The organism is Nitrospirota bacterium, assembly GCA_030684575.1.
GTDB lineage: Bacteria > Nitrospirota > Nitrospiria > Nitrospirales > Nitrospiraceae > Palsa-1315.
Map to the genome: position 1 here is coordinate 370,687 of JAUXVD010000008.1, position 17,826 is coordinate 388,512.

Genomic DNA, 17,826 nt, shown 5'->3' on the forward strand with positions numbered 1-17,826 from the left:
ACGGCGCGCTCTCCCCTGGTAGGCGCTTGCGGACATGTTGGGAGAAGGCCTGTGACCATCCGGACTGCTTACGGCAGGTCGTTCGGACTGTTCTCAAACCGGATGGCGATGCCTGAGAGGGCCTGTTCGATGCGCGGCTGATCCGTGGCCCCTTGGGTCAAGATGTACGGGTTGGAGCTGTAGGGGCTGTACCATCCGTATCCATAGAGACCGAATGCCGCTCCGGCCGGGCCCAGTAAGCCCGGCTCATAGTAGGGGCTTCCGACTTGAGAGATCAGGACCATCGGCACATCCGGGACAATCGCATCGGCTCCCAATGAACGGGCGCGATCCAGCATCGTATGCCGGAGTGTCTCCAAGCTATAGTTTGAGCTTCGTACGGTAATCCGTGCCACTTCTATATGGGGTCGTGTGGGCTCCCCTTGGAGCCAATCGACTGGTGCGGTCGTGCTTTTCGGGGGATAGGTCGTGTCTGTGAAGTATTCGATGCTGGTGCCGACACATCCGGCGAGAGACGCCATGACGGCCAGGGTCAGCAGGGTTCGTCCGAGGGGCTTCATACAGGACCTCTCAACATGTGGTTGAGTCCACCGTACTGCGACGTCTGCGAGAGCCCGATTCCTCGTTGGAGGGTGGAGTCAAGAACCAGGGAACGAGCGGCTTGTTGTCTCCGCCGGGTCATATTACGACTTTTCCGTTTACCCTCTCACGCCGTACCGTTACGTTTCATAGGCCCTAGATTGCACCGCATAGGGGAAGCTTGATACACAATAGGGGTTCCATCGTCTCACGCTTCGCGCTGTATCGCTGTACCAGGAGGACTCGCACCCATGTTTCATATCGCTGCACGATTGACTCGACGTATGCCTGTTCGGCAGGTGCTTACGGGCACGTTGTTGGGCCTCTTCCTGATGAGCCTTCTGCCGGCTTCGCTCCATGCGGCTCGAGGAGGAGGGAAGACGGAGGTCTTGCCTGTGCAAACCGCTGCACCGGCCGTGGTCTTTCTCGAGACGACTGGTAGCGAAATGGAGTTGCGGCAGCAAATGCGGGTCAAAAACGGAGTGTCTGAGCTGACGAGTCCTGTGCCGGGTGGCCGTTTCTCCGTCGCGCCAACGGGGAGTTACGGGTTTATTATTCCCAGGCTCCTGGGGTTGGCGTTGGTCACGCAGAGCCCGGATCTTCCGCTGGAGCAGATGTCGGCTGCCGCCAATGCCTTCGAGATCCATAAGCTCGCTGACGGTAGCGGGATGCTGGTGGGATTTGTGGAGGCGGATCTCAAGCCTCAGCTGACGCCGAGTCTGCGGCCGAAGAATATTCGGATCAGGCTGTATTCCAATCCTTCGACGAAGGCGCCGCATATCGTTGCGGTACCCTTGGTGAAATTGGTTGTCGACCAGATGCCGCTCAAGCTCGATTCCAAGAAGCCGGACGGTGCGGTCGTGTTCGATATGGATTTGCAAGGCACCGCGAATCGCAAATCGGTGCCAGGGGCACAGTAGCCCTTTTCCCATGGCCTGTAGGCCATCATTTCTGGCTGAACTTTGTCCGCAATTGACTCAACTGGTGCGACTCGTTAGCGTTCTCTTGATCAGCAGTCCAGACCGCTACTAAAGGAGGAGAGAGACTATGAATATGAAGCTCTTGCGATCGGTCGGTATGGCAGTATCGATGGTGGTGATGCCCTTGACGGTCAATGCGGCGCCCCCACCGGAACCGCGAGTGGACTATTCAGCCGATAGCACGATGGAGGTGGACGGGGGGATGACGTTGAAGTCTCACGTCTCCCATACACCGGGCAAGGAACGCATGGAGATGGGCGGGGCGGAGGGCAGTGTCACCATCATCCGCAAAGATAAGAAGGTGATGTGGCAGCTGATGGGGGATATGTATATGGAGATGCCCCTGGATCAGTCGAATGCGTCCGATCTCAGCGGCATGGATGTGGAACAGACGACCGTCGGTGAAGAAACGATCAACGGGATCAAGACCACTAAATCCAAAGTCATTGCGACGAAGAAGGACGGGTCGAAGTTCGGCGGATTTTTCTGGACGACCAAGGATGGAATCACGGTGAAGATGGATCTCCTGTCCAAGGAGGGTGACAAGAAAATTCGGATGGCGAGCGAATTGACCAACCTGAAGATCGAGAAGCAGGATCCGGCGCTGTTCGAGATTCCCGCCGGCTATACCAAGAACGACATGGGAGCCATGATGGGGCAGGGCGGCATGCCGAACATGCGCGATATGATGAAGAGCGCGGAGCAGGAGCCGGCGAAAGACCAACGACGGAGTCGAGACAAAGCCAAGAGTAAAAGCGCGGACAATGAAGAGACGATCGATATGAACAAGATGCTGAAAGGCCTGTTGGGCCGATAACGGAGGATGGCACGATGATTCTGCTCAGACTGTTCTGCGGTGCATTGCTGCTTCTCGCTCTGACGGCTCCCTCCGTCCGCGCGGACGATATCTGTGTGGGCGATGTCGAAGAGAAGGCTGCCAAGACGCAGGTCGCCGCCCTGAATAAAGTTGAAAAAACTGGCTCGCCTGCTGAATTGTTTGTGGCGTATCGCGCTATTGCGGGGAACGACTGTATCGACCGGTACGATAAGAATGCTCAGGTCAGGGCGAAGGCGAACCTTCCGAAACTCGGTCGTGATTTGGCCAAGGCAGCCGAAGGGAAGGGGATCTTGTATTCAGGTGAGCCGGTACGGGCCGACGGGCGGACATCCGCCTTCCGGTATTTTGAGGACATGGGAGAGTATACCGAAGCCAACCGGGTGATGCTGAAAGCCGCGCAGGCCAAACCGGACGATATGGCGTTATTCAAGGCTGCATGGAATGTCGACAATGGCCGCTCTGGTTCCAGTGATCCCAAGTCGGGCGAGCGACAACCCTATGTCTTGCCTTCAGCGTATCGTCAGGAGCTTGAGAAAATTGCTTCGGTCAACGCCGACCGGCTCATGAAGGCCGAGGAAAAGGATGCCCAGGGCCTGTCCGGTGGGGCAGCGGAGGTTGCGAAGGCGGCCATGGGTTCGCTTGAGAATTTGAGGAAGGCCGCCGACTGGATGAAGTTTTTGCCAAACGGCGACAAGTCGGCCAAGGTCAGGGCCGAGCAACGAGGGGATACCGTCATGGCGCGGCCTGACCCGATGTTCACCCAGATGCATGCCAGGATGTATTACGAATTCGCGGACTCTGTGAAGGCGAAGGAGAAGGCCGCACAGCTCGACAAGAAGATGGAAGCGTCGGGGCGTGCGGGGGAGAAGTCCGGCGAGAAACTAAAAAGCTCGATCACGCAACAGAGCGAAGCGGATCAGAAGAAGTTCAAGGATAAGAAGGCCGATCTCGAGAAAGAACTGGGCTTTTGACGATGCGCACGCGCAGCAGAGTTTCTCGATGAATTAGAACGATAAGCGGTTCTTAGAAAAACCCTGGGCAGGGTTACCCCCATCGTTCAGAGCCCGGATATCACGATCGACCCTTCCGTAAAGAAAGGGTCGATCGTGAATGCCCCGTCCAATCACGGTCGCCTTCGTGGGCCTATTTCCAATCGCTTCCTTCCCCACCCTCTGGTAGCATAGCCAGGCTTGTTCTTCTTCGACAGCGGGAGTAGGATCGCCCTCGTCCGGGATCCATTGTTCTTATTAACAGGAGGGGTGGCACCATGGCAGATCGGGCAGTGAGCGTATTAGGCTTCGTCGCCTTAGTGGGAATGCTGGTTGGCGGTTGCGCGAGTGAGGGAACGATGGGGTCGACAGGTGCCGGGGCGTCCGGGCAGGCCAGCCCGTTGGACGTCTGTTTGGCAGGAATTTCGTCCTCGGCTTCAGCGGGGACCAAGCAGGTTGCAGAAGAAAGCTGCAGGCGGGATTCATCAGTCAGAATGAGCATTATCGGTGCGGCGACGGCGAAGAGCAACGATCGGGCGGCTTCGGGAACCCCGGGCGATTCTCTAGATGCTTGTATGGGGCGTATCCCCAAGGATGCCAGCGTGGGTCAGAAGATGTTGGCGGAGGAAAGCTGCAAACGCGATCAGGCCACTCGACGATAAGTCAGTTCAGTCTTTGTGTCTGGGGGACGGCTGGACGGCCGTCTCCCAGAGCGTGACCTCGCTGGAGGCTCTCACGATTTGATAGGGACGTTGGTCTTTCTCTCCTCTGCTGCTCCTTCCTTTTCCCTCCCTGTTTCAGGCTGAGATACACCATTGATCTCGTATCCCAATCCTCTTACGCTGGGTTATTGCATCGGCGCAACGGCCGTAGCACACATGAAAGATTCGGACGTAAGGCAGTAGAGATGCTGATGGCGAAGAAGGTATTTTCTCAAGGATCTCGCGGCAATCGTTTAGATGCTGTGAAGCCCAGCGTTGCGATGGTGGTGCTGTGTCTCATGCTGGGAGCCTGTGCGGGAGTGGATTCGAGGGGTGCGCTCCAGACGGTCGCGGCGGTGGATCTCTCTCGTTACGCCGGCACGTGGTATGAAATTGCGCGGCTCCCGATGTGGTTTCAGCGTCACTGCGTAGATTCCAAGGCGGTCTATTTCATCCGTCCGGATGGGGCAGTCGGTGTGCATAATGAATGTGTGACGGATACCGGCGGGTTCGAGCAGGCAGAGGGAGTCGCGAGGGTGGTCGATCCCAAGACGAATGCTCGTCTTACGGTCGTATTCGATAACTGGTTCGCGCGGCTGTTTGGTTCATCTCGTGACGGGAACTATTGGATTCTTGATCTCGACGTGGAGTATCGGACGGCGATAGTGGGGACACCTGATCGGCGATACCTCTGGATCCTGTCTCGGACCCCTCAGCTGGATGAGCCGACCTATCGTGGCCTGGTGGAGCGGGCGCGACAGTTGGGGTATCCTGTGTCGGATCTCATGACAGCTCGTCGTCCCGCTTCTTCGTGAAGCTTGACATCATAAATCTGGCAGGCATCAGGAGCCTGGTCATCATGGAGAATCGCGTATGTCTTTGACTGCCTATAATAATGTGTCGGTTCCTTCGTTCATGTATGGCACCGCGTGGAAAAAAGAGGCGACGACGCAGTTGGTGCAGGTTGCCGTGGAGGCTGGTTTCACGGCCATCGACACGGCGAATCAACTGATTCATTATCAGGAGGCTCTAGTGGGAGAGGCGTTGTTGGTCCTCGCGCAGCAAGGGGTTACGCGAGACCGGCTCTTTCTCCAGACCAAGTTTACCTCGACGAATGGTCAGGATCATCGGACTCCCTATGATGCCTCGGCTGATCTCACGACCCAGGTGACGCAGTCCTTCGACAGCTCGTTGGTCCATCTACACACCGACTATCTCGATTCCTATGTCTTGCATGGGCCCTATCAGCGGCAGGGCTTGGGCGCGGCGGACCGTGAGGTCTGGGCTGCCATCGAAGGGCTCTATCGGTCAGGGAAAACCAAAATGATCGGCATCAGCAATGTTACGGCTGAGCAACTCACCCAGCTCTGTGCCGAAGCGGCCGTGAAACCGATGATGGTGCAGAATCGCTGTTATGCCGCACTCGGATGGGATAAAGCGGTACGGGAGATTTGCCGGGCTCACGGCATCATCTATCAAGGGTTTTCGTTGTTGACCGCGAATCAAGGCATCTTTGCCGAACCAGCCATTCGGGCTATCGCCCAACGGCTAGGGGCTGGGCTGGCCCAGGTTGTCTTTCGGTTTGCGATGCAGGTCGGGATGCTCCCACTGACCGGCACCACGAATCCGCAGCACATGAAAGAAGATCTCCAGGCTGAGCAGCTCGCCCTGACAGAAGAAGACATGCAGGTGATCGAAACGATCGGGATATAAGCTTAAAGTTTAGCAGGGTGCGTGAGCACTTGCCGCAGGATGCTCAAAAAGGCCGCCCAGCAAGGCCGCAGCGAGCGAAGGGGTGAGGCGTGCCCTTGTGGTACGTTGAGCCTCTTCGTGAAGCGAGAACGCCGCTGGAGGCATTTTTCAGCTTCCTGTTATGCCGGAAGCTCGGTCAGCCGCAGGGTGTAGAGGTATTGGTACAGTCCTTTACGGTCGATGAGCTCGGCATGGGTGCCGGTTTCAACGAGGCGGCCCTTATTGAGCACGAGGATGCGGTCGGCTCGTTGGATAGTGGTCAAGCGATGGGCGATCACAAAGGTCGTTCGGCCTTTCATGAGTTGCTCCAGCGCTTCCTGGACGAGCCGCTCCGATTCACTGTCGAGGGCGGAGGTCGCCTCATCTAACAACAAGATCCGTGGATTTTTCACAATGGCCCTGGCGATGGCGATGCGTTGCCGCTGCCCGCCTGAGACGTTGATGCCTTTTTCCCCCACGACGGTCTGGTACTGATCCGGGAAGCTCATGATGAAGTCGTGGGCATGGGCCGACCGGCTGGCCGCGATGACCTCCTCCTCCGTCGCTTCTCTGTTGCCATAACGAATATTGTCGAGAATCGTCCCGCCGAATAGGATCGTTTCTTGCGGAACCAGCGCGATCTGTCGATACCAGCTATCCATGGTGACTTGGCGGAGATCCTGTCCGTCGATCGTGATGCGCCCTTCCGTGGGATCGTAGAAGCGGTGGAGCAAGTTCATCACGGTTGTTTTCCCGGCGCCGGTGGGACCGACGATAGCGACGAGTTCGCCCGGCTTGGCTTCGAACGAAATATCCGTCAAGACTGGCTGCCGTGGGTCGTAGGCAAAGCCGATGTGCTCCGCCCGGATATGTCCCGAGACGGTGGACAGCGACGTGGCCGTGGGGGAGTCGCTCACTTCGGAATGGGTGTCCAGAATTTCGAAGACCCGTTGTGTGGCGCCCTGCGCTTCCCTGATTTGTGCGAACACGCGGGCGGCGGAACTGAACGGACCGATCAGGATGCCGGCAAAGAGGACGAAGGCGAAGAGGTCGCCGGGCGACACGGTTCCGTCGATAACCTGAATGCCCCCGTACCACAAGACTGCGGCGGCGGCGGAGAAGGTGAGGAGGCTGATGACGGGGACGAAGACCGCCATGATGTTCGCCCGTTGCATCGTCAATGACAAGGTCTGTTCGACTTGTGTGGAAAATCTGGTTTCTTCTCGTTCTGTTTGTACGAAAGACTTTACGATGCGGATGCCGGAGATCACTTCTTCGATCAAGGTGCTCAAGGCCGCAGTCTGGTCTTGAATCGAGGTCGAGAGGGATTTCAGTCTGCGGCCGAAAAATTTCGCCACGAGGACGAGTAATGGGAGCAGAACCAGGATCAACAGGCACAGCCGCCAATTCATCATCAGTAAGAACGTGATCCCTCCGACGAAGGTCACGAGCTGTTTCGCGCTGTCGATCGGCGTTTCCGTGACAACGGATTGGATGATCGTGACGTCGTTCATGAGCCGTGAGAGGAGTTCTCCTGTGCGCCGACGGGCAAAGAAGCTGACGGAGAGGGTATGCAGATGTTTAAAGAGGTGCTGGCGGAAATTGGCAACGATGCGCTGGGAAATCCAGGCGGTCAGATAACTGTGGCCCATCGAGCAGAGGCCTTGGAGGAGGACGAGTCCGAGAAAGAGGGTGATCAACTCCGTCATTCTGGACTGGTCGTGCTGGACGGTAATGACGTCCCATAACGTGCCGGCTAACCGCAGCAGGGCCAGATTAATCGCGGCGACCGCCATGACCAGAAGGCCTGCGAGGGCCATACGGGACAGATAGGGTTTCAGGAACGGGAGAAATCGTGAGAAGGTGGACATGTTGAGGGACGATGGTAGAGGGGTGGCTGCGAATCACTCACGAAAGAGCGGTAGAGGCGACGTCTGAAGTCCCCTGGCAGAGTCGATCGCTACAGTTGAGCGATCGACTCAATCAGGTTCTTATTGACGGCTACGAACTCCGAGCGATCCTTATCATCGATCACCACGTCGGTGAGGCTGATAAAGAGGCGTTGCTCTTCGTTGATCGCATCGGACACACGATGTCTCATGGGAGGAATGAGGAAGTCGCCAACGTAGACGCAGTTCACAGTCCGGACGCGGATGCGAACCTTCTTGCCTTCGGGCACCGACCCCTCCTCCCCGTTCTCGGGTGAGCCTAGCTCTTACGACGTTCGAATTTTTGACGCCGGCGAAGCTTCTTGTACTTGTGCTTGCGCATTTTCTTACGGCGTTTTTTCAAAACACTGGACATGCGTTCTCTCCTGCGAAGGGGGGAGTGTAGAAGTTTCCGTCTCAAATTGCAAGGCCATGAGCGGATTTAATTGGTCATGATCGCGGCGGATGCACTGTAGGGGACGCTTGACCTGCCTGATACCCATTCCTATACTGCACGCATGATGTCACCACACAAACTCTCACTGTTCCCCGTCTTGCTCTTCATCAGTTCAATCGTCTTGGTTGGCATCGGCTGTAGCGGAAAGACGATCCAATATCCCGAAGACCACGAACGGTATCTCCGTATCGACCGGGCGGTGGAATCGCTTCGTCAAGCCTATGTGAAGAAAGATGCGTCGGAACTGGCTGCAGTCATGATGCCGCTCGAACAGCTTGAGCGGTTGCAGGAAGAGGCGCGAGGCGATTTCGAGACGTATAGTGCCATGACGTTGGAGTTCTCGCTCGAGCGCATCATGATTGAAGGCGACGACATCGATGTCTTCGTGCATTGGCAGGGCCTGTGGAAAAAAGATGCGGACGATCCCGGCCTCCGGCAGCGAGGCCACACACGATTGCAGTGGGTCGGGACGAAGTCGGTTCTGTTACGCGGGGTTCAAGGCGATTCTCCCTTCGGGATGAAAGCTCGACAGGCCACGGCCGATTCCACTCATACTCCCAAGAAGAAATAATCTATGGCATCTCGTCGATCGCGTGCGCCAGTGGAGGCTGATTTCCTGGTTATCGGGAGCGGTGTAGCCGGTCTCCGCGCGGCGTTGGAGCTCAGCCGTTCGGGCCGTGTCATGGTGCTGACAAAGGGCCATCCGCTTCAGAGCAGTTCGATCCATGCGCAGGGCGGGGTGGCGGTGGCGATGAGCGAAGAAGACGATGTGGGCATCCATTTGACGGACACGCTCAAAGCGGGGCATGGGCTCTGCCGAAAAGAAGCGGTGCGGGTCCTCGTCGAAGAAGGGCCTGCGCGGATTCAAGAGTTGATCGGGTGGGGGGCGAAGTTCGATAAAGTGGGCGGGAAGTTTGCCTTCGCTCGAGAAGCAGCCCACAGCCGAAGCCGCATCCTGCGTGCGCGGGGGGATGCGACAGGGAACGAGATGGTGCGCGTGTTGATTGCCGAGGTGAATCGGCAGAAACAGATACAGCGGTTGGACCATCACTTTACCGTGGATCTCGTGGTCGATGCCGGGCGTTGTTGCGGGGCGGTGGTGCTGGATGAAGGGTCGGGCCGTCAGTTTGTGCTGCCGGCACGTGCCATTGTATTGACCACCGGCGGGGCCGGGCAGATCTATGCACGGACGACCAATCCTGCCAATGCCACCGGTGATGGCATGGCTATGGCGTTGCGTGCGGGTGCGGTGCTGCAAGATATGGAGTTCGTACAATTCCATCCTACGGCCCTCTATCTGCCGTCGAGTCCGCCATTTCTGCTGTCGGAAGCGATGCGCGGCGAGGGCGCGCAGCTTCGCAATAATAAGGGTGCTCTATTCATGCAGCGCTACCACCCGATGGGGGCATTGGCGCCGAGAGATATCGTGTCTCGGGCAATCTTGGCGGAGATGGCCTCGACGAAAGCGCGCCATGTCTATCTTGATGTCACCCATTTGGGTGCAGAGTTCGTGAAGCGGCGTTTCCCGACGATCTATGCGACCTGCCTGCGCTACGATATCGATATCACAGAGGAATGGATCCCGGTATCTCCCAGCGCGCATTACATGATGGGCGGGGTGTGGACCGATCTGAACGGTGCGACAACGGTTCCGGGGCTCTTCGCCGCCGGAGAGGTGGCCTGTAGCGGTGTGCATGGAGCGAATCGTCTTGCGAGTAATTCCTTGCTCGAAGGATTGGTGTTTGGTGCGCGCGCGGCTACGGCAGCCGTGGCTTTTGCAGACAGGCATGATATTCCACACCTCTCGTCTCAGGAGGCCGCGATCCGAGCGGGCCAATTCGGCACATTGGATGATGCGGAAAAGTTGCGAAGCTCGCTCAGGCGAACGATGTGGGGACAAGTCGGTGTGATCCGCTCAGGCGAGTCGCTCATCCGAGCCTGCGCACAATTGTCGCGGTGGGCTCAACTTGTGGCTCAGCCGTTTGCCAGCCGAGCCGCGTTAGAAGTGAAGAACATGGTGCAGGTGGCGCAATGCGTCGCGGAAGCGGCGCTGTGGCGCGAGAACAGCGTCGGGGCCCATTACCGGTCAGATTGTCCGGAGGCCAAGCGGGCTGGTTGGCAGCAACACAGTCGCCTCTCCAGCGGGGAGGTGGTCAGCGGGAAGACTCTTCAGAAGAAGTCGCGGGGGCTGCTATTGTCTCTGCGGGGGCGTATCGGCTGACCGGACGTTCCAGGATCACACCGTCACGCACCAGAAATGTGCGGTAGTATCCGAGCACCTTCCTGACGTATCGCCTGGTTTCATCATACGGGGGCAGTGCCTGGTAATGTTCGACGGCATGTTCTCCTGCATTGTAGGCCGCCAGGGCCAGCGGTAGATTTCCATGAAATCGGTCGAGCAACTGGCGTAAGTATTTCGTCCCTCCGCCCACATTATCATCAGGGTCATACATATCCCGCACATCCAGACGCAGGGCGGTCTGCGGCATCAGTTGCATGAGGCCGATGGCCCCGGCACGAGATACGGCCCGTGGATCAAAATTCGACTCGGCTTTGATGACGGCTCGGATCAACGCGGGATGGAGTTGATGTTGTGAGGAGTAGCGGCGGATGACTGGTTCGAGCTCTCGTTCGGACAGGATGTCGTGGAAGCGGTTGGATTTGGATTCGATCTCAATTTTCCTGTAGCGCGCATCGGAGGGGACATTTGTGAGCGAGATCGAGCCGTCGCGGCTCACGTATTGGTAGATTTCCGCCTGGGTTGTCGGCACGGAGAAGGCCAATGATCCGACAGTGGCGATGACCGCTGTGATGAGCCCAATGGCTGCATGCTGTTTTTGGCGTGATGTCATGTGCATAGAAAATGTGTTGTGCATGGTTGCAACGATATCAGTATGCCTCTGGCTGTCAAGAAACTGCAGATCTTGTGCCTGGAGGCCTGCAATAAATAGTGTGGGAAAACAATGGGTCTGTGAGGGGGGAACAGCTAGTGTTCTAAACCACGTGTTCGAGTGGCAATAAATTGTCTGTGGAGTTGTTGGGTAAGGGGTCCTGGGGATCCATTCCCGATCGAATGTCTGTCCACCATGGTGACCGGCATCACTTCCATGGTTGTGTTGGTGAGAAAACATTCGTCTGCCTGGGTGAGCGCTTCGATTCCAAAATGTCCCTCGTCAATGGGGATCTTGGCTTCATGGGCGAGGCCGAGCAAGATGTCGCGCGTAATGCCGTCTAGTAGGCCACAGTCGAGTGCCGGGGTGCAGAGCCGACCTGCTCGGACGAAAAAGAGATTGCTGACGGTGGATTCCGTCAAGTGTGACTCCCAATTGAGCAAAATACTGTCGAAGGCACCGGCCGCGATGGCTTCCCGCTTGGCCAAAATATTGTTTAGAAAGTTTGTGGCTTTGATCTGGGGCGAAAGTGCGCTGGGCAAGTTTCGCCTCGTTTGGGCAACGATCAGGCTCACGCCGGTTCGGTATTGTTCTGCCTGAGGAGGGTGAAGCGGTTTTGTCATGATGACCACGGTAGGGGTTGGGCACAGGGCCGGATCCAAGCCGATATCACCGGGTCCTCGTGAGATGGTGATGCGAAGATAGGCGTCGGTGCGTTCATGTCCGACGTCATTCCTCATCATGGCCTCGTGGAGGAGCGCCGGCCATGTTTGCTCAGGTATCGGAATCGTCAGGCCGATCGCGTCTGCTGAGCGGCGCAGCCGGGCCAGATGTTGGTCCCGCATGAAGATCCGGCTCCCGTAGGAGCGAATCGTTTCATAGACGCCATCGCCGTAGAGGAAGCCATGGTCGAAGACGGAGACGACGGCTTCCTGTTCTGTCACGAACCGATCGTTCAGGTAAATCCACATGGTTAGGTCCGTTGCAATGCCTTGAAAAAGGCTTGAGCCTTCTGAATCGTTTCCTCGTATTCTTTGGCCGGATCGGAATCGGCCACAATCCCGGCGCCGACCTGCAAGTATCCCTTTCCTGCACACCATACCAAAGTTCGAATCACGATGTTCAGATCGAGGTTGCCGTTCCAGCCGATGTACCCGAATGATCCGGTATAGGGGCCGCGGCGTACCGGTTCCAGTTCCTCGATAATCTCCATGCAGCGGATCTTCGGTACGCCCGTGATCGTGCCTCCAGGGAACAGTGCTTGAATGAGATCGAAGGGTGTGGCGTCAGGCCGCAAGGTGCCGCTGACGTTGGATACGATGTGGCTGACGTGCGAGTACTGCTCAATCGCCATGAATTCATCGACCTGTACCGTGCCGAATTGGCAAACGCGGCCCAGGTCGTTTCGTTCAAGGTCGACGAGCATGAGATGTTCCGCCCGTTCCTTCTCATTCGCGAGTAATTCGTCGATGAGGCGTTGATCGTCACGGTCGTCCTGTCCGCGCGGTCTGGTTCCGGCAATCGGACGTGTATCCGCCTGCCGGTTGTGGAGACGGACCAGCCGTTCGGGCGAGGAGCTGATCAAGGTGACGTCATCGAAGTGCATGAGCCCTGAGAACGGCGAGGGGTTGACGGCCTGTAGACGTCGATAGAGCTCCTGCTCGTAGGTCTGTCGATCGGTGCCATCGTTGTAGGTGCCGGGAGGTTGCAGGGTAAATCGATGCGACAGGTTGGCCTGGTAGATATCTCCTGAGGAAATATATGCTTGGCAGCGCCGAACTTGATCGAGGTAGTCGTCCCTGGTTTGGTCAGGATGAAAGGCCATCTGATCGAATGATGGGAGATTCGCAAAAGGAGCGGGCTGTCCACTCAATCGGGCTTCCCATTCGGTCAACCGGTCTATACCCTCGCGATAGAGCTGCTCACGGGATTCTCCTAAGAACCGTTCCATGGGCGGACAGAAGATAATGTGCAGACGGGCAGTCTGGTGATCGACTGCGGTGACGAGGTCGTACAGACCGAATTGTAGGTAGGGGATCTGCAGATCCTCTTTGGCCATAGAGGGAAGCGCTTCAAAGTCGCGCACGAGATCGTAACTGAAATAGCCGACGGCTCCACCCAGAAATGAAGGCAGCCCTGTAGGAGGTGCGATCTGGGGGCCATCGAACAGCTGGCGAAGGCTATTGAATGGGTTGTTCGATACACATTCGTGTCCCTCGCCGGTTCGAAGCGTGGCCTGCCCTTGTCGACCGGTCAGCATCGAGTAGGGGTTGCTTCCTAGAAATGAATAGTGGCCTTCTCTGTCCGTCCCTTTTCCGCTATCGAGCAGAAATGAGGGCTGTGAGGGCGATGCAATTAATCGATACAGGTCGAAGGCTGTCCTTCCATGGTTCTCCAGCGTGAGGATGAGGGGCTGCGGAGGACCGATCAGGAACGATGGTTGGGAGAAACGAGTCATGGGTGACGATATATCGCTTTACAAATGACGCGCTACCCACTATACCCGACTGTTCCCGCTGTGTCACAGCGCAGAGTCGGCTTGACAAATTCGGGATGATTCTGCTTGAATTGCGCGCCCGCCATCGGCAGAGTCCTTGCGTTATGGATCGCATAACGAACTCTCCTCCGTGGGTACGACATGACCCCTTCACAAGATCCATTGTACGCAGGGCTTGGCCAAGCGGTCCGGATCGGAACCGATCTGCTCGCGTCGCTGATTGTCGGGGGAGGGTTGGGTTGGGTGGCTGACACCTACCTCTTCGGTTCTACTCCCTGGGGAATGGTCGTGGGGCTCGTGCTGGGCGTCGTGGCCGGGATCAGGAATGCGTACCGGTCGGCGCAACAGTGGCCGAAGACATAACGACGTTGTAATAGGAAAGTACGAAAGCGCCATGGAAGAAAGTCCGCTTCATCCGTTCGAGCTGCACAACTGGGTACCGATCTCGCTAGGCGGATTGGATATTTCCATCAATAAAGCCGTGGTGATCATGTGGGTGGTCGTTGCTCTCGTGGCGGCGCTCATGGTCATGGCGGGATCAGCGCGCAAGCTGGTACCTGGCAAGTTGCAGAGCATGGCGGAGATGATGGTGGATTTCATCCGCGGCATCATCATGGATACGATGGGCAAAGAGGGCATGCGCTTCTTTCCCCTCATCGCCACACTCTTTCTCTTCATTCTCTTCTGTAATCTCATCGGATTGATTCCCGGCAGCTACACGGTGACGAGTCAGATTGTCGTGACTGCCGTATTTGCCTGCCTGGTCTATGGGCTCAGCCTGGTCATGGGATTTCTGTTGCACGGGGTGAAGTTCCTGGGCATTCTCGTTCCGCCCGGCACGCCGGCCTGGTTGCTGCCGTTGATGATCCCGATCGAGTTGATCAGCCAATTGGCGAGGCCCATTTCGCTGGCTGTTCGATTGTTTGCGAATATGACGGCCGGCCACGTGATTCTTGGAGTTCTGTTCGGCTTGGCCATCAGTGGCGGGTTGTTGATCGGGTGGTTGCCCTTTGCGTTTACGATCGCGATGAACGGGTTGGAAGTCGGTATCGCGTTCATTCAAGCCTATATTTTTACCGTGTTGACCTGCGTCTATTTGGGGGACGCATTCCACTTACACGGCCACGATGAGCACGCGCACTAGCGCGTGTGAGTTCAGACAAGGGAGGAGTAGGACACAATGGATTCAGCAGCAGCAGCATTGTTGGGCATGGGGTTGGCGGCGGCAGGGTTTGCCGGAGCCGGCGTGGGTATCGGCTACATCTTCGGGAAGATGATCGAAGCCGTGGCGCGCCAGCCGGAAGCGGAAGCCCGCGTCGGAAAGTATATGTGGATCGGGTTTGCGCTGGTGGAAGCCATCGCGCTGTACGGCCTGGTCATCGCGTTCATCATCATGGGCCTTCGCAAATAGGAGCAGGCTCAAGGCCTGAGGCAATGGGCCGGGGAAAAGACGTGAGTTCCTTTCGCCATTTGCCACGCGCCTTGTGTCTGGGTTGAACTATGCCGCAGTTTGAATCGCACTTTTTTTCTTCCTTGATTTTCTGGGAAGTCCTGTCGTTCGGGATTCTCTTTTTTGTGCTCTACAAGTTTGCCTTCCCTGGCATCTTGGGCGTGCTGGAAGAGCGGGAAAAGAAAATTAAGGACAGTCTCGATCAAGCCGAGCGTCACCGGTCAGAGGCCGAACGGAAGCTCAAAGAGTACGAGGCCAAGCTAAACACTGCTGCGAAAGAAGCAGAAACTATTCTGGCTGCCGCGAAAGAGCGGGCGCAGCGGCTCATGGAAGAAAATGAGCAGCGGTTGACGACCGAAGCCGAGCGGATCAAGGGCGATGCGACGCGCGAGATCGATCATGAGCGCCGTAAGGCGATTCAGGATATTCGGGCTCAAACGACGGACTTGGCCTTGATGGTGGCCGAGAAGGTGGTGCAGCGCAGTCTCACCGATGCGGACCACCGGAAATTTGCAGACGAAGCGCTTGAGGTCCTGTCGAAATCCTACCAGCGGTAACTTTTTGATCAGGCGGGATCAGCCTAGGCTGGTCCCGCCCGGTCTGTATCCGTCCAAATCCACACAGACGAAGCGGAATCCAACCTGTCGCAGTCTGTCGCTGATTCGTGCTCGCAGGTCCGGTTGATTCAGCCTGGAGAATTCCTCCGGGCCGATTTCGATTCGCGCCACTTCGCCATGTTCTCGTACGCGTACATGGCGAAACCCTTCAGCCTGTAACATCTCTTCCGCCTGTTCTACGCGGCGGAGTTTGTCGATCGTGATCGGGATGCCGCGCGGGATTCGAGAGGAGAGGCAGGCTGCGGCCGGTTTATCCCAGTTCGAGAGTCCCAGAATCTTGGCGAGCGCCCGTACTTCCGCCTTTGAGAACGATGCCTCGACCAGCGGGCTGCGAACTCCCCACTCGCGGGCGGCTGTGATGCCTGGCCGATCATCTCCGAGATCGTCGAGATTCGTTCCATCCACAATCCACTTGCTCTGACGTGGTTCACGCAGCCCATCCATCAATTGATAGAGGTCTGTTTTGCAATGGAAGCAGCGGGCGGCATCGTTCTGTACGAAGGCGGGAATCTCGAGTTGATCGGTATGGACGAGTTCATGCTGCGCCCCGATCTCTGAGGCCATCTGCCTCGCTCCCTTGAGTTCGATCTCGGGAAATGTCGGTGAGACAGCGGTGATGCCCAGTGCGCGTGCACCGAGCTGCTCATGGGCGATTTTCAGGACGACGGTGCTGTCGATCCCGCCGGAGTAAGCGACCAGCACGGACTGCATGTCCGAGATCACCTGGCGGAGTCTGTCGAGTTTGCCCTGGAGGGATTCGGTCGCCATGGATGCCTGCCCCTTGGAGTCGATGCCGGGTCGACTAGTTTTTGACTTTTGCTTTGGCGAGATTCCCCACCACGACTAAGGCGTAGCGTTTGGGGTCCAGATACTGTTTGGCGACGCGCTGCACGTCTTCCTTCGTAACCCGTTCTATCCATTTCGGATAGTCCGAAAAATATTCGAATCCCAGGCCGTAGAACTCCACTTGGGCGAGCACCTGCGCAAGTTTTGCCGTGGAATCGAGCCGGAGCGGGAAGCTGCCGACTAAGAATGATTTGGCTTCAGCCAACTCCTGGTCTGACACCGGCGCGTCACGAATCGATTTGATTTCTGACAAGACCCCGGTAATGGCTTGGTTGGTCGTCTCTGTTTTAGTTTGAAGGTTAACCCAAAACGAACCGGGCATCAGTCGGGCGTCGAAGTGGCTCATGATCCCATAGGCCAGCCCCTGCTTGTCGCGAATCGAATCCATCAGGCGGGAGGAGAATCCCCCGGCTCCCAGGATGTAATTCATGACTGTCACAGAATAGAAGTCCGGGTGAGCGCGCGAAAGTCCCCCATGCCCCAGTACGATGGTGGATTGGGTGAGGTCTTTCTCGATGAGTTGAACCGTTCTGCGTTCGACCGGGGTGGGCTTCTTCGTATTTCGTGCCGCCACGGCCACTTTTTTCCAGGCGCCAAAGTGGGTCTGGACCATTGTCGTGGCTTGTTCAAGGGTGATGTCGCCCACGACGGTTAAGATGACTTGGGAGGGTGAATATTCCCGTCCATAAAAGCTCTGTACGTCGGCGAGGGTGATTTTGCTGAGCGTCTCTTCCGTGCCAGTGACGGGCCAGCGATAGGGATGCCCGTGGAAGACCAGTTGGTTGAAGGCTTTCATGGCGATATGGCCCGGGTCGTCGTTGTCGCTGGCCATTTCTCCCAGGAGCTGTGTGCGAATCCGTTCGAACTCCTGTTTATGGAACGCGGGATGTTGCAGCATGTCGGCGAGCAGGGTAAAGCCGAGGTCGACGTCTTTTTTGAGGACGCGGGCGGAGGCGGTCGTGAAGTCCTCAGAGGCCTTGGCCTCCAGCGCTCCTCCGACAAAGTCGATTTGTTCTGCCTGCTGTTTTGACGTTCGGGTCGTCGTGCCTTCGTCCAGGAGGCTGGCGACGAGGTTTGCGAGTCCTGCTTTGTCGGGAGGGTCCTGCGCAGAACCGGTTTTGATCAATGCATGGATCTCAATGATGGGGAGAAAATGCTGTTCCAGAACCAGCACGGTGATCCCGTTGGCGGTCACAAACTTCGTCGGGGTGATCTCGGCCGCGACGGAGGCGCTGGATACCCAGAATATGGCGCAGCATCCCATCCCAAGAATCAGGGCTGTCTGACGCCACAGCGCAGCCGTCCGTTGTTTCATCATCGAC

21 protein-coding genes are annotated in these 17,826 nt (G+C 57.1%); 12 read left to right on the forward strand and 9 right to left on the reverse strand.

Annotation, left to right across the window (positions count from 1 at the left end):
* Window positions 1-68 precede the first annotated feature (68 nt).
* Window positions 69-560 (reverse strand): hypothetical protein, encoded by a 492-nt coding sequence (locus tag Q8N00_04905; GenBank protein ID MDP2382122.1) that lies wholly within the window; start codon window positions 558-560, stop codon window positions 69-71.
* Between the two features lie 270 nt (window positions 561-830).
* Here Q8N00_04905 and Q8N00_04910 point away from each other — a divergent pair, with 270 nt between their 5' ends.
* The 6 genes from Q8N00_04910 to Q8N00_04935 all read left to right on the forward strand — a co-directional run bounded on the left by Q8N00_04910 (window position 831) and on the right by Q8N00_04935 (window position 5,800).
* Entirely contained in the window at window positions 831-1,499 is a 669-nt protein-coding gene (locus tag Q8N00_04910) for a hypothetical protein (GenBank protein ID MDP2382123.1), read from the forward strand.
* A gap of 127 nt (window positions 1,500-1,626) precedes the next feature.
* Entirely contained in the window at window positions 1,627-2,376 is a 750-nt protein-coding gene (locus Q8N00_04915) for a hypothetical protein (GenBank protein MDP2382124.1), read from the forward strand.
* A 14-nt stretch (window positions 2,377-2,390) separates the two neighbouring features.
* A complete protein-coding gene (locus Q8N00_04920) occupies window positions 2,391-3,368 on the forward strand; it encodes a hypothetical protein (GenBank protein ID MDP2382125.1) in 978 nt (325 codons plus the stop codon).
* A 296-nt stretch (window positions 3,369-3,664) separates the two neighbouring features.
* The gene (locus Q8N00_04925) at window positions 3,665-4,048 is read left to right on the forward strand and encodes a hypothetical protein (GenBank protein ID MDP2382126.1); all 384 of its coding nucleotides are present in this window, start codon (window positions 3,665-3,667) and stop codon (window positions 4,046-4,048) included.
* 251 nt (window positions 4,049-4,299) lie between these two features.
* Window positions 4,300-4,902 (forward strand): lipocalin family protein, encoded by a 603-nt coding sequence (locus tag Q8N00_04930; GenBank protein ID MDP2382127.1) that lies wholly within the window; start codon window positions 4,300-4,302, stop codon window positions 4,900-4,902.
* A gap of 58 nt (window positions 4,903-4,960) precedes the next feature.
* Complete coding sequence (locus tag Q8N00_04935; protein ID MDP2382128.1) at window positions 4,961-5,800, forward strand: aldo/keto reductase; 840 nt, start codon at window positions 4,961-4,963, stop codon at window positions 5,798-5,800.
* Between the two features lie 158 nt (window positions 5,801-5,958).
* Here the strand turns inward: Q8N00_04935 and Q8N00_04940 are convergent, their stop codons facing one another.
* The 3 genes from Q8N00_04940 to Q8N00_04950 form a co-directional block, all read right to left on the reverse strand.
* Window positions 5,959-7,689 carry an ABC transporter ATP-binding protein gene (locus tag Q8N00_04940; protein MDP2382129.1) on the reverse strand — a complete coding sequence of 577 codons (1,731 nt, stop codon included), beginning with the start codon at window positions 7,687-7,689 and terminating at the stop codon, window positions 5,959-5,961.
* 89 nt (window positions 7,690-7,778) lie between these two features.
* Window positions 7,779-7,997 carry a hypothetical protein gene (locus tag Q8N00_04945; GenBank protein ID MDP2382130.1) on the reverse strand — a complete coding sequence of 73 codons (219 nt, stop codon included), beginning with the start codon at window positions 7,995-7,997 and terminating at the stop codon, window positions 7,779-7,781.
* Window positions 7,998-8,026: 29 nt separating this feature from the next.
* Window positions 8,027-8,122, reverse strand: a complete 96-nt coding sequence (locus Q8N00_04950) for an AURKAIP1/COX24 domain-containing protein (protein ID MDP2382131.1) — start codon at window positions 8,120-8,122, stop codon at window positions 8,027-8,029.
* A 142-nt stretch (window positions 8,123-8,264) separates the two neighbouring features.
* On the opposite strand from Q8N00_04950, the gene Q8N00_04955 reads away from it, so the two are divergent.
* The gene (locus Q8N00_04955) at window positions 8,265-8,774 is read left to right on the forward strand and encodes a hypothetical protein (protein ID MDP2382132.1); all 510 of its coding nucleotides are present in this window, start codon (window positions 8,265-8,267) and stop codon (window positions 8,772-8,774) included.
* Between the two features lie 3 nt (window positions 8,775-8,777).
* Entirely contained in the window at window positions 8,778-10,424 is a 1,647-nt protein-coding gene (gene nadB, locus Q8N00_04960) for an L-aspartate oxidase (GenBank protein MDP2382133.1), read from the forward strand.
* On the opposite strand, the gene Q8N00_04965 is transcribed toward nadB, so the two are convergent.
* The 3 genes from Q8N00_04965 to Q8N00_04975 all read right to left on the reverse strand — a co-directional run bounded on the left by Q8N00_04965 (window position 10,357) and on the right by Q8N00_04975 (window position 13,552).
* Window positions 10,357-11,061 (reverse strand): lytic transglycosylase domain-containing protein, encoded by a 705-nt coding sequence (locus tag Q8N00_04965; GenBank protein MDP2382134.1) that lies wholly within the window; start codon window positions 11,059-11,061, stop codon window positions 10,357-10,359. The two genes, nadB and Q8N00_04965, sit on opposite strands and share 68 nt — an antisense overlap.
* A 128-nt stretch (window positions 11,062-11,189) precedes the next feature.
* Window positions 11,190-12,065, reverse strand: a complete 876-nt coding sequence (locus Q8N00_04970) for an aminotransferase class IV (protein ID MDP2382135.1) — start codon at window positions 12,063-12,065, stop codon at window positions 11,190-11,192.
* Window positions 12,066-12,067: 2 nt separating this feature from the next.
* Window positions 12,068-13,552, reverse strand: a complete 1,485-nt coding sequence (locus tag Q8N00_04975; GenBank protein ID MDP2382136.1) for an anthranilate synthase component I family protein — start codon at window positions 13,550-13,552, stop codon at window positions 12,068-12,070.
* Between the two features lie 180 nt (window positions 13,553-13,732).
* On the opposite strand from Q8N00_04975, the gene Q8N00_04980 reads away from it, so the two are divergent.
* From Q8N00_04980 to atpF, 4 genes are all read left to right on the forward strand, one after another.
* Window positions 13,733-13,954 (forward strand): AtpZ/AtpI family protein, encoded by a 222-nt coding sequence (locus Q8N00_04980; GenBank protein MDP2382137.1) that lies wholly within the window; start codon window positions 13,733-13,735, stop codon window positions 13,952-13,954.
* Between the two features lie 31 nt (window positions 13,955-13,985).
* Window positions 13,986-14,735, forward strand: coding sequence for a F0F1 ATP synthase subunit A (locus Q8N00_04985; protein ID MDP2382138.1), 750 nt, complete (start codon window positions 13,986-13,988; stop codon window positions 14,733-14,735).
* A gap of 36 nt (window positions 14,736-14,771) precedes the next feature.
* Window positions 14,772-15,002 (forward strand): ATP synthase F0 subunit C, encoded by a 231-nt coding sequence (atpE, locus tag Q8N00_04990; GenBank protein MDP2382139.1) that lies wholly within the window; start codon window positions 14,772-14,774, stop codon window positions 15,000-15,002.
* Window positions 15,003-15,091: 89 nt separating this feature from the next.
* A complete protein-coding gene (atpF, locus tag Q8N00_04995; protein ID MDP2382140.1) occupies window positions 15,092-15,598 on the forward strand; it encodes a F0F1 ATP synthase subunit B in 507 nt (168 codons plus the stop codon).
* Window positions 15,599-15,616: 18 nt separating this feature from the next.
* Here atpF and larE read toward each other — a convergent pair whose 3' ends face one another.
* Together larE and Q8N00_05005 are read right to left on the reverse strand one after the other, a co-directional pair.
* Window positions 15,617-16,426 carry an ATP-dependent sacrificial sulfur transferase LarE gene (larE, locus tag Q8N00_05000; protein ID MDP2382141.1) on the reverse strand — a complete coding sequence of 270 codons (810 nt, stop codon included), beginning with the start codon at window positions 16,424-16,426 and terminating at the stop codon, window positions 15,617-15,619.
* A 34-nt stretch (window positions 16,427-16,460) separates the two neighbouring features.
* A complete protein-coding gene (locus tag Q8N00_05005; protein MDP2382142.1) occupies window positions 16,461-17,822 on the reverse strand; it encodes a pitrilysin family protein in 1,362 nt (453 codons plus the stop codon).
* Window positions 17,823-17,826 lie beyond the last annotated feature (4 nt).

Excerpts from the sequence above, each read along its gene's own strand:
- Q8N00_04935 (MDP2382128.1), top strand. The coding sequence starts at position 4,961 with ATGTCTTTGACTGCCTATAATAATGTGTCGGTTCCTTCGTTCATGTAT.
- Q8N00_04905 (MDP2382122.1), bottom strand. The coding sequence starts at position 560 with ATGAAGCCCCTCGGACGAACCCTGCTGACCCTGGCCGTCATGGCGTCT.
- Q8N00_04985 (MDP2382138.1), top strand. The coding sequence starts at position 13,986 with ATGGAAGAAAGTCCGCTTCATCCGTTCGAGCTGCACAACTGGGTACCG.
- atpF (MDP2382140.1), top strand. The coding sequence starts at position 15,092 with ATGCCGCAGTTTGAATCGCACTTTTTTTCTTCCTTGATTTTCTGGGAA.
- nadB (MDP2382133.1), top strand. The coding sequence starts at position 8,778 with ATGGCATCTCGTCGATCGCGTGCGCCAGTGGAGGCTGATTTCCTGGTT.
- atpE (MDP2382139.1), top strand. The coding sequence starts at position 14,772 with ATGGATTCAGCAGCAGCAGCATTGTTGGGCATGGGGTTGGCGGCGGCA.
- Q8N00_04950 (MDP2382131.1), bottom strand. The coding sequence starts at position 8,122 with ATGTCCAGTGTTTTGAAAAAACGCCGTAAGAAAATGCGCAAGCACAAG.
- Q8N00_04970 (MDP2382135.1), bottom strand. The coding sequence starts at position 12,065 with ATGTGGATTTACCTGAACGATCGGTTCGTGACAGAACAGGAAGCCGTC.
- Q8N00_04955 (MDP2382132.1), top strand. The coding sequence starts at position 8,265 with ATGATGTCACCACACAAACTCTCACTGTTCCCCGTCTTGCTCTTCATC.
- larE (MDP2382141.1), bottom strand. The coding sequence starts at position 16,426 with ATGGCGACCGAATCCCTCCAGGGCAAACTCGACAGACTCCGCCAGGTG.
- Q8N00_04925 (MDP2382126.1), top strand. The coding sequence starts at position 3,665 with ATGGCAGATCGGGCAGTGAGCGTATTAGGCTTCGTCGCCTTAGTGGGA.
- Q8N00_04915 (MDP2382124.1), top strand. The coding sequence starts at position 1,627 with ATGAATATGAAGCTCTTGCGATCGGTCGGTATGGCAGTATCGATGGTG.
- Q8N00_04920 (MDP2382125.1), top strand. The coding sequence starts at position 2,391 with ATGATTCTGCTCAGACTGTTCTGCGGTGCATTGCTGCTTCTCGCTCTG.
- Q8N00_04965 (MDP2382134.1), bottom strand. The coding sequence starts at position 11,061 with ATGCACATGACATCACGCCAAAAACAGCATGCAGCCATTGGGCTCATC.
- Q8N00_04940 (MDP2382129.1), bottom strand. The coding sequence starts at position 7,689 with ATGTCCACCTTCTCACGATTTCTCCCGTTCCTGAAACCCTATCTGTCC.
- Q8N00_04930 (MDP2382127.1), top strand. The coding sequence starts at position 4,300 with ATGGCGAAGAAGGTATTTTCTCAAGGATCTCGCGGCAATCGTTTAGAT.
- Q8N00_04975 (MDP2382136.1), bottom strand. The coding sequence starts at position 13,552 with ATGACTCGTTTCTCCCAACCATCGTTCCTGATCGGTCCTCCGCAGCCC.
- Q8N00_04980 (MDP2382137.1), top strand. The coding sequence starts at position 13,733 with ATGACCCCTTCACAAGATCCATTGTACGCAGGGCTTGGCCAAGCGGTC.
- Q8N00_05005 (MDP2382142.1), bottom strand. The coding sequence starts at position 17,822 with ATGATGAAACAACGGACGGCTGCGCTGTGGCGTCAGACAGCCCTGATT.
- Q8N00_04910 (MDP2382123.1), top strand. The coding sequence starts at position 831 with ATGTTTCATATCGCTGCACGATTGACTCGACGTATGCCTGTTCGGCAG.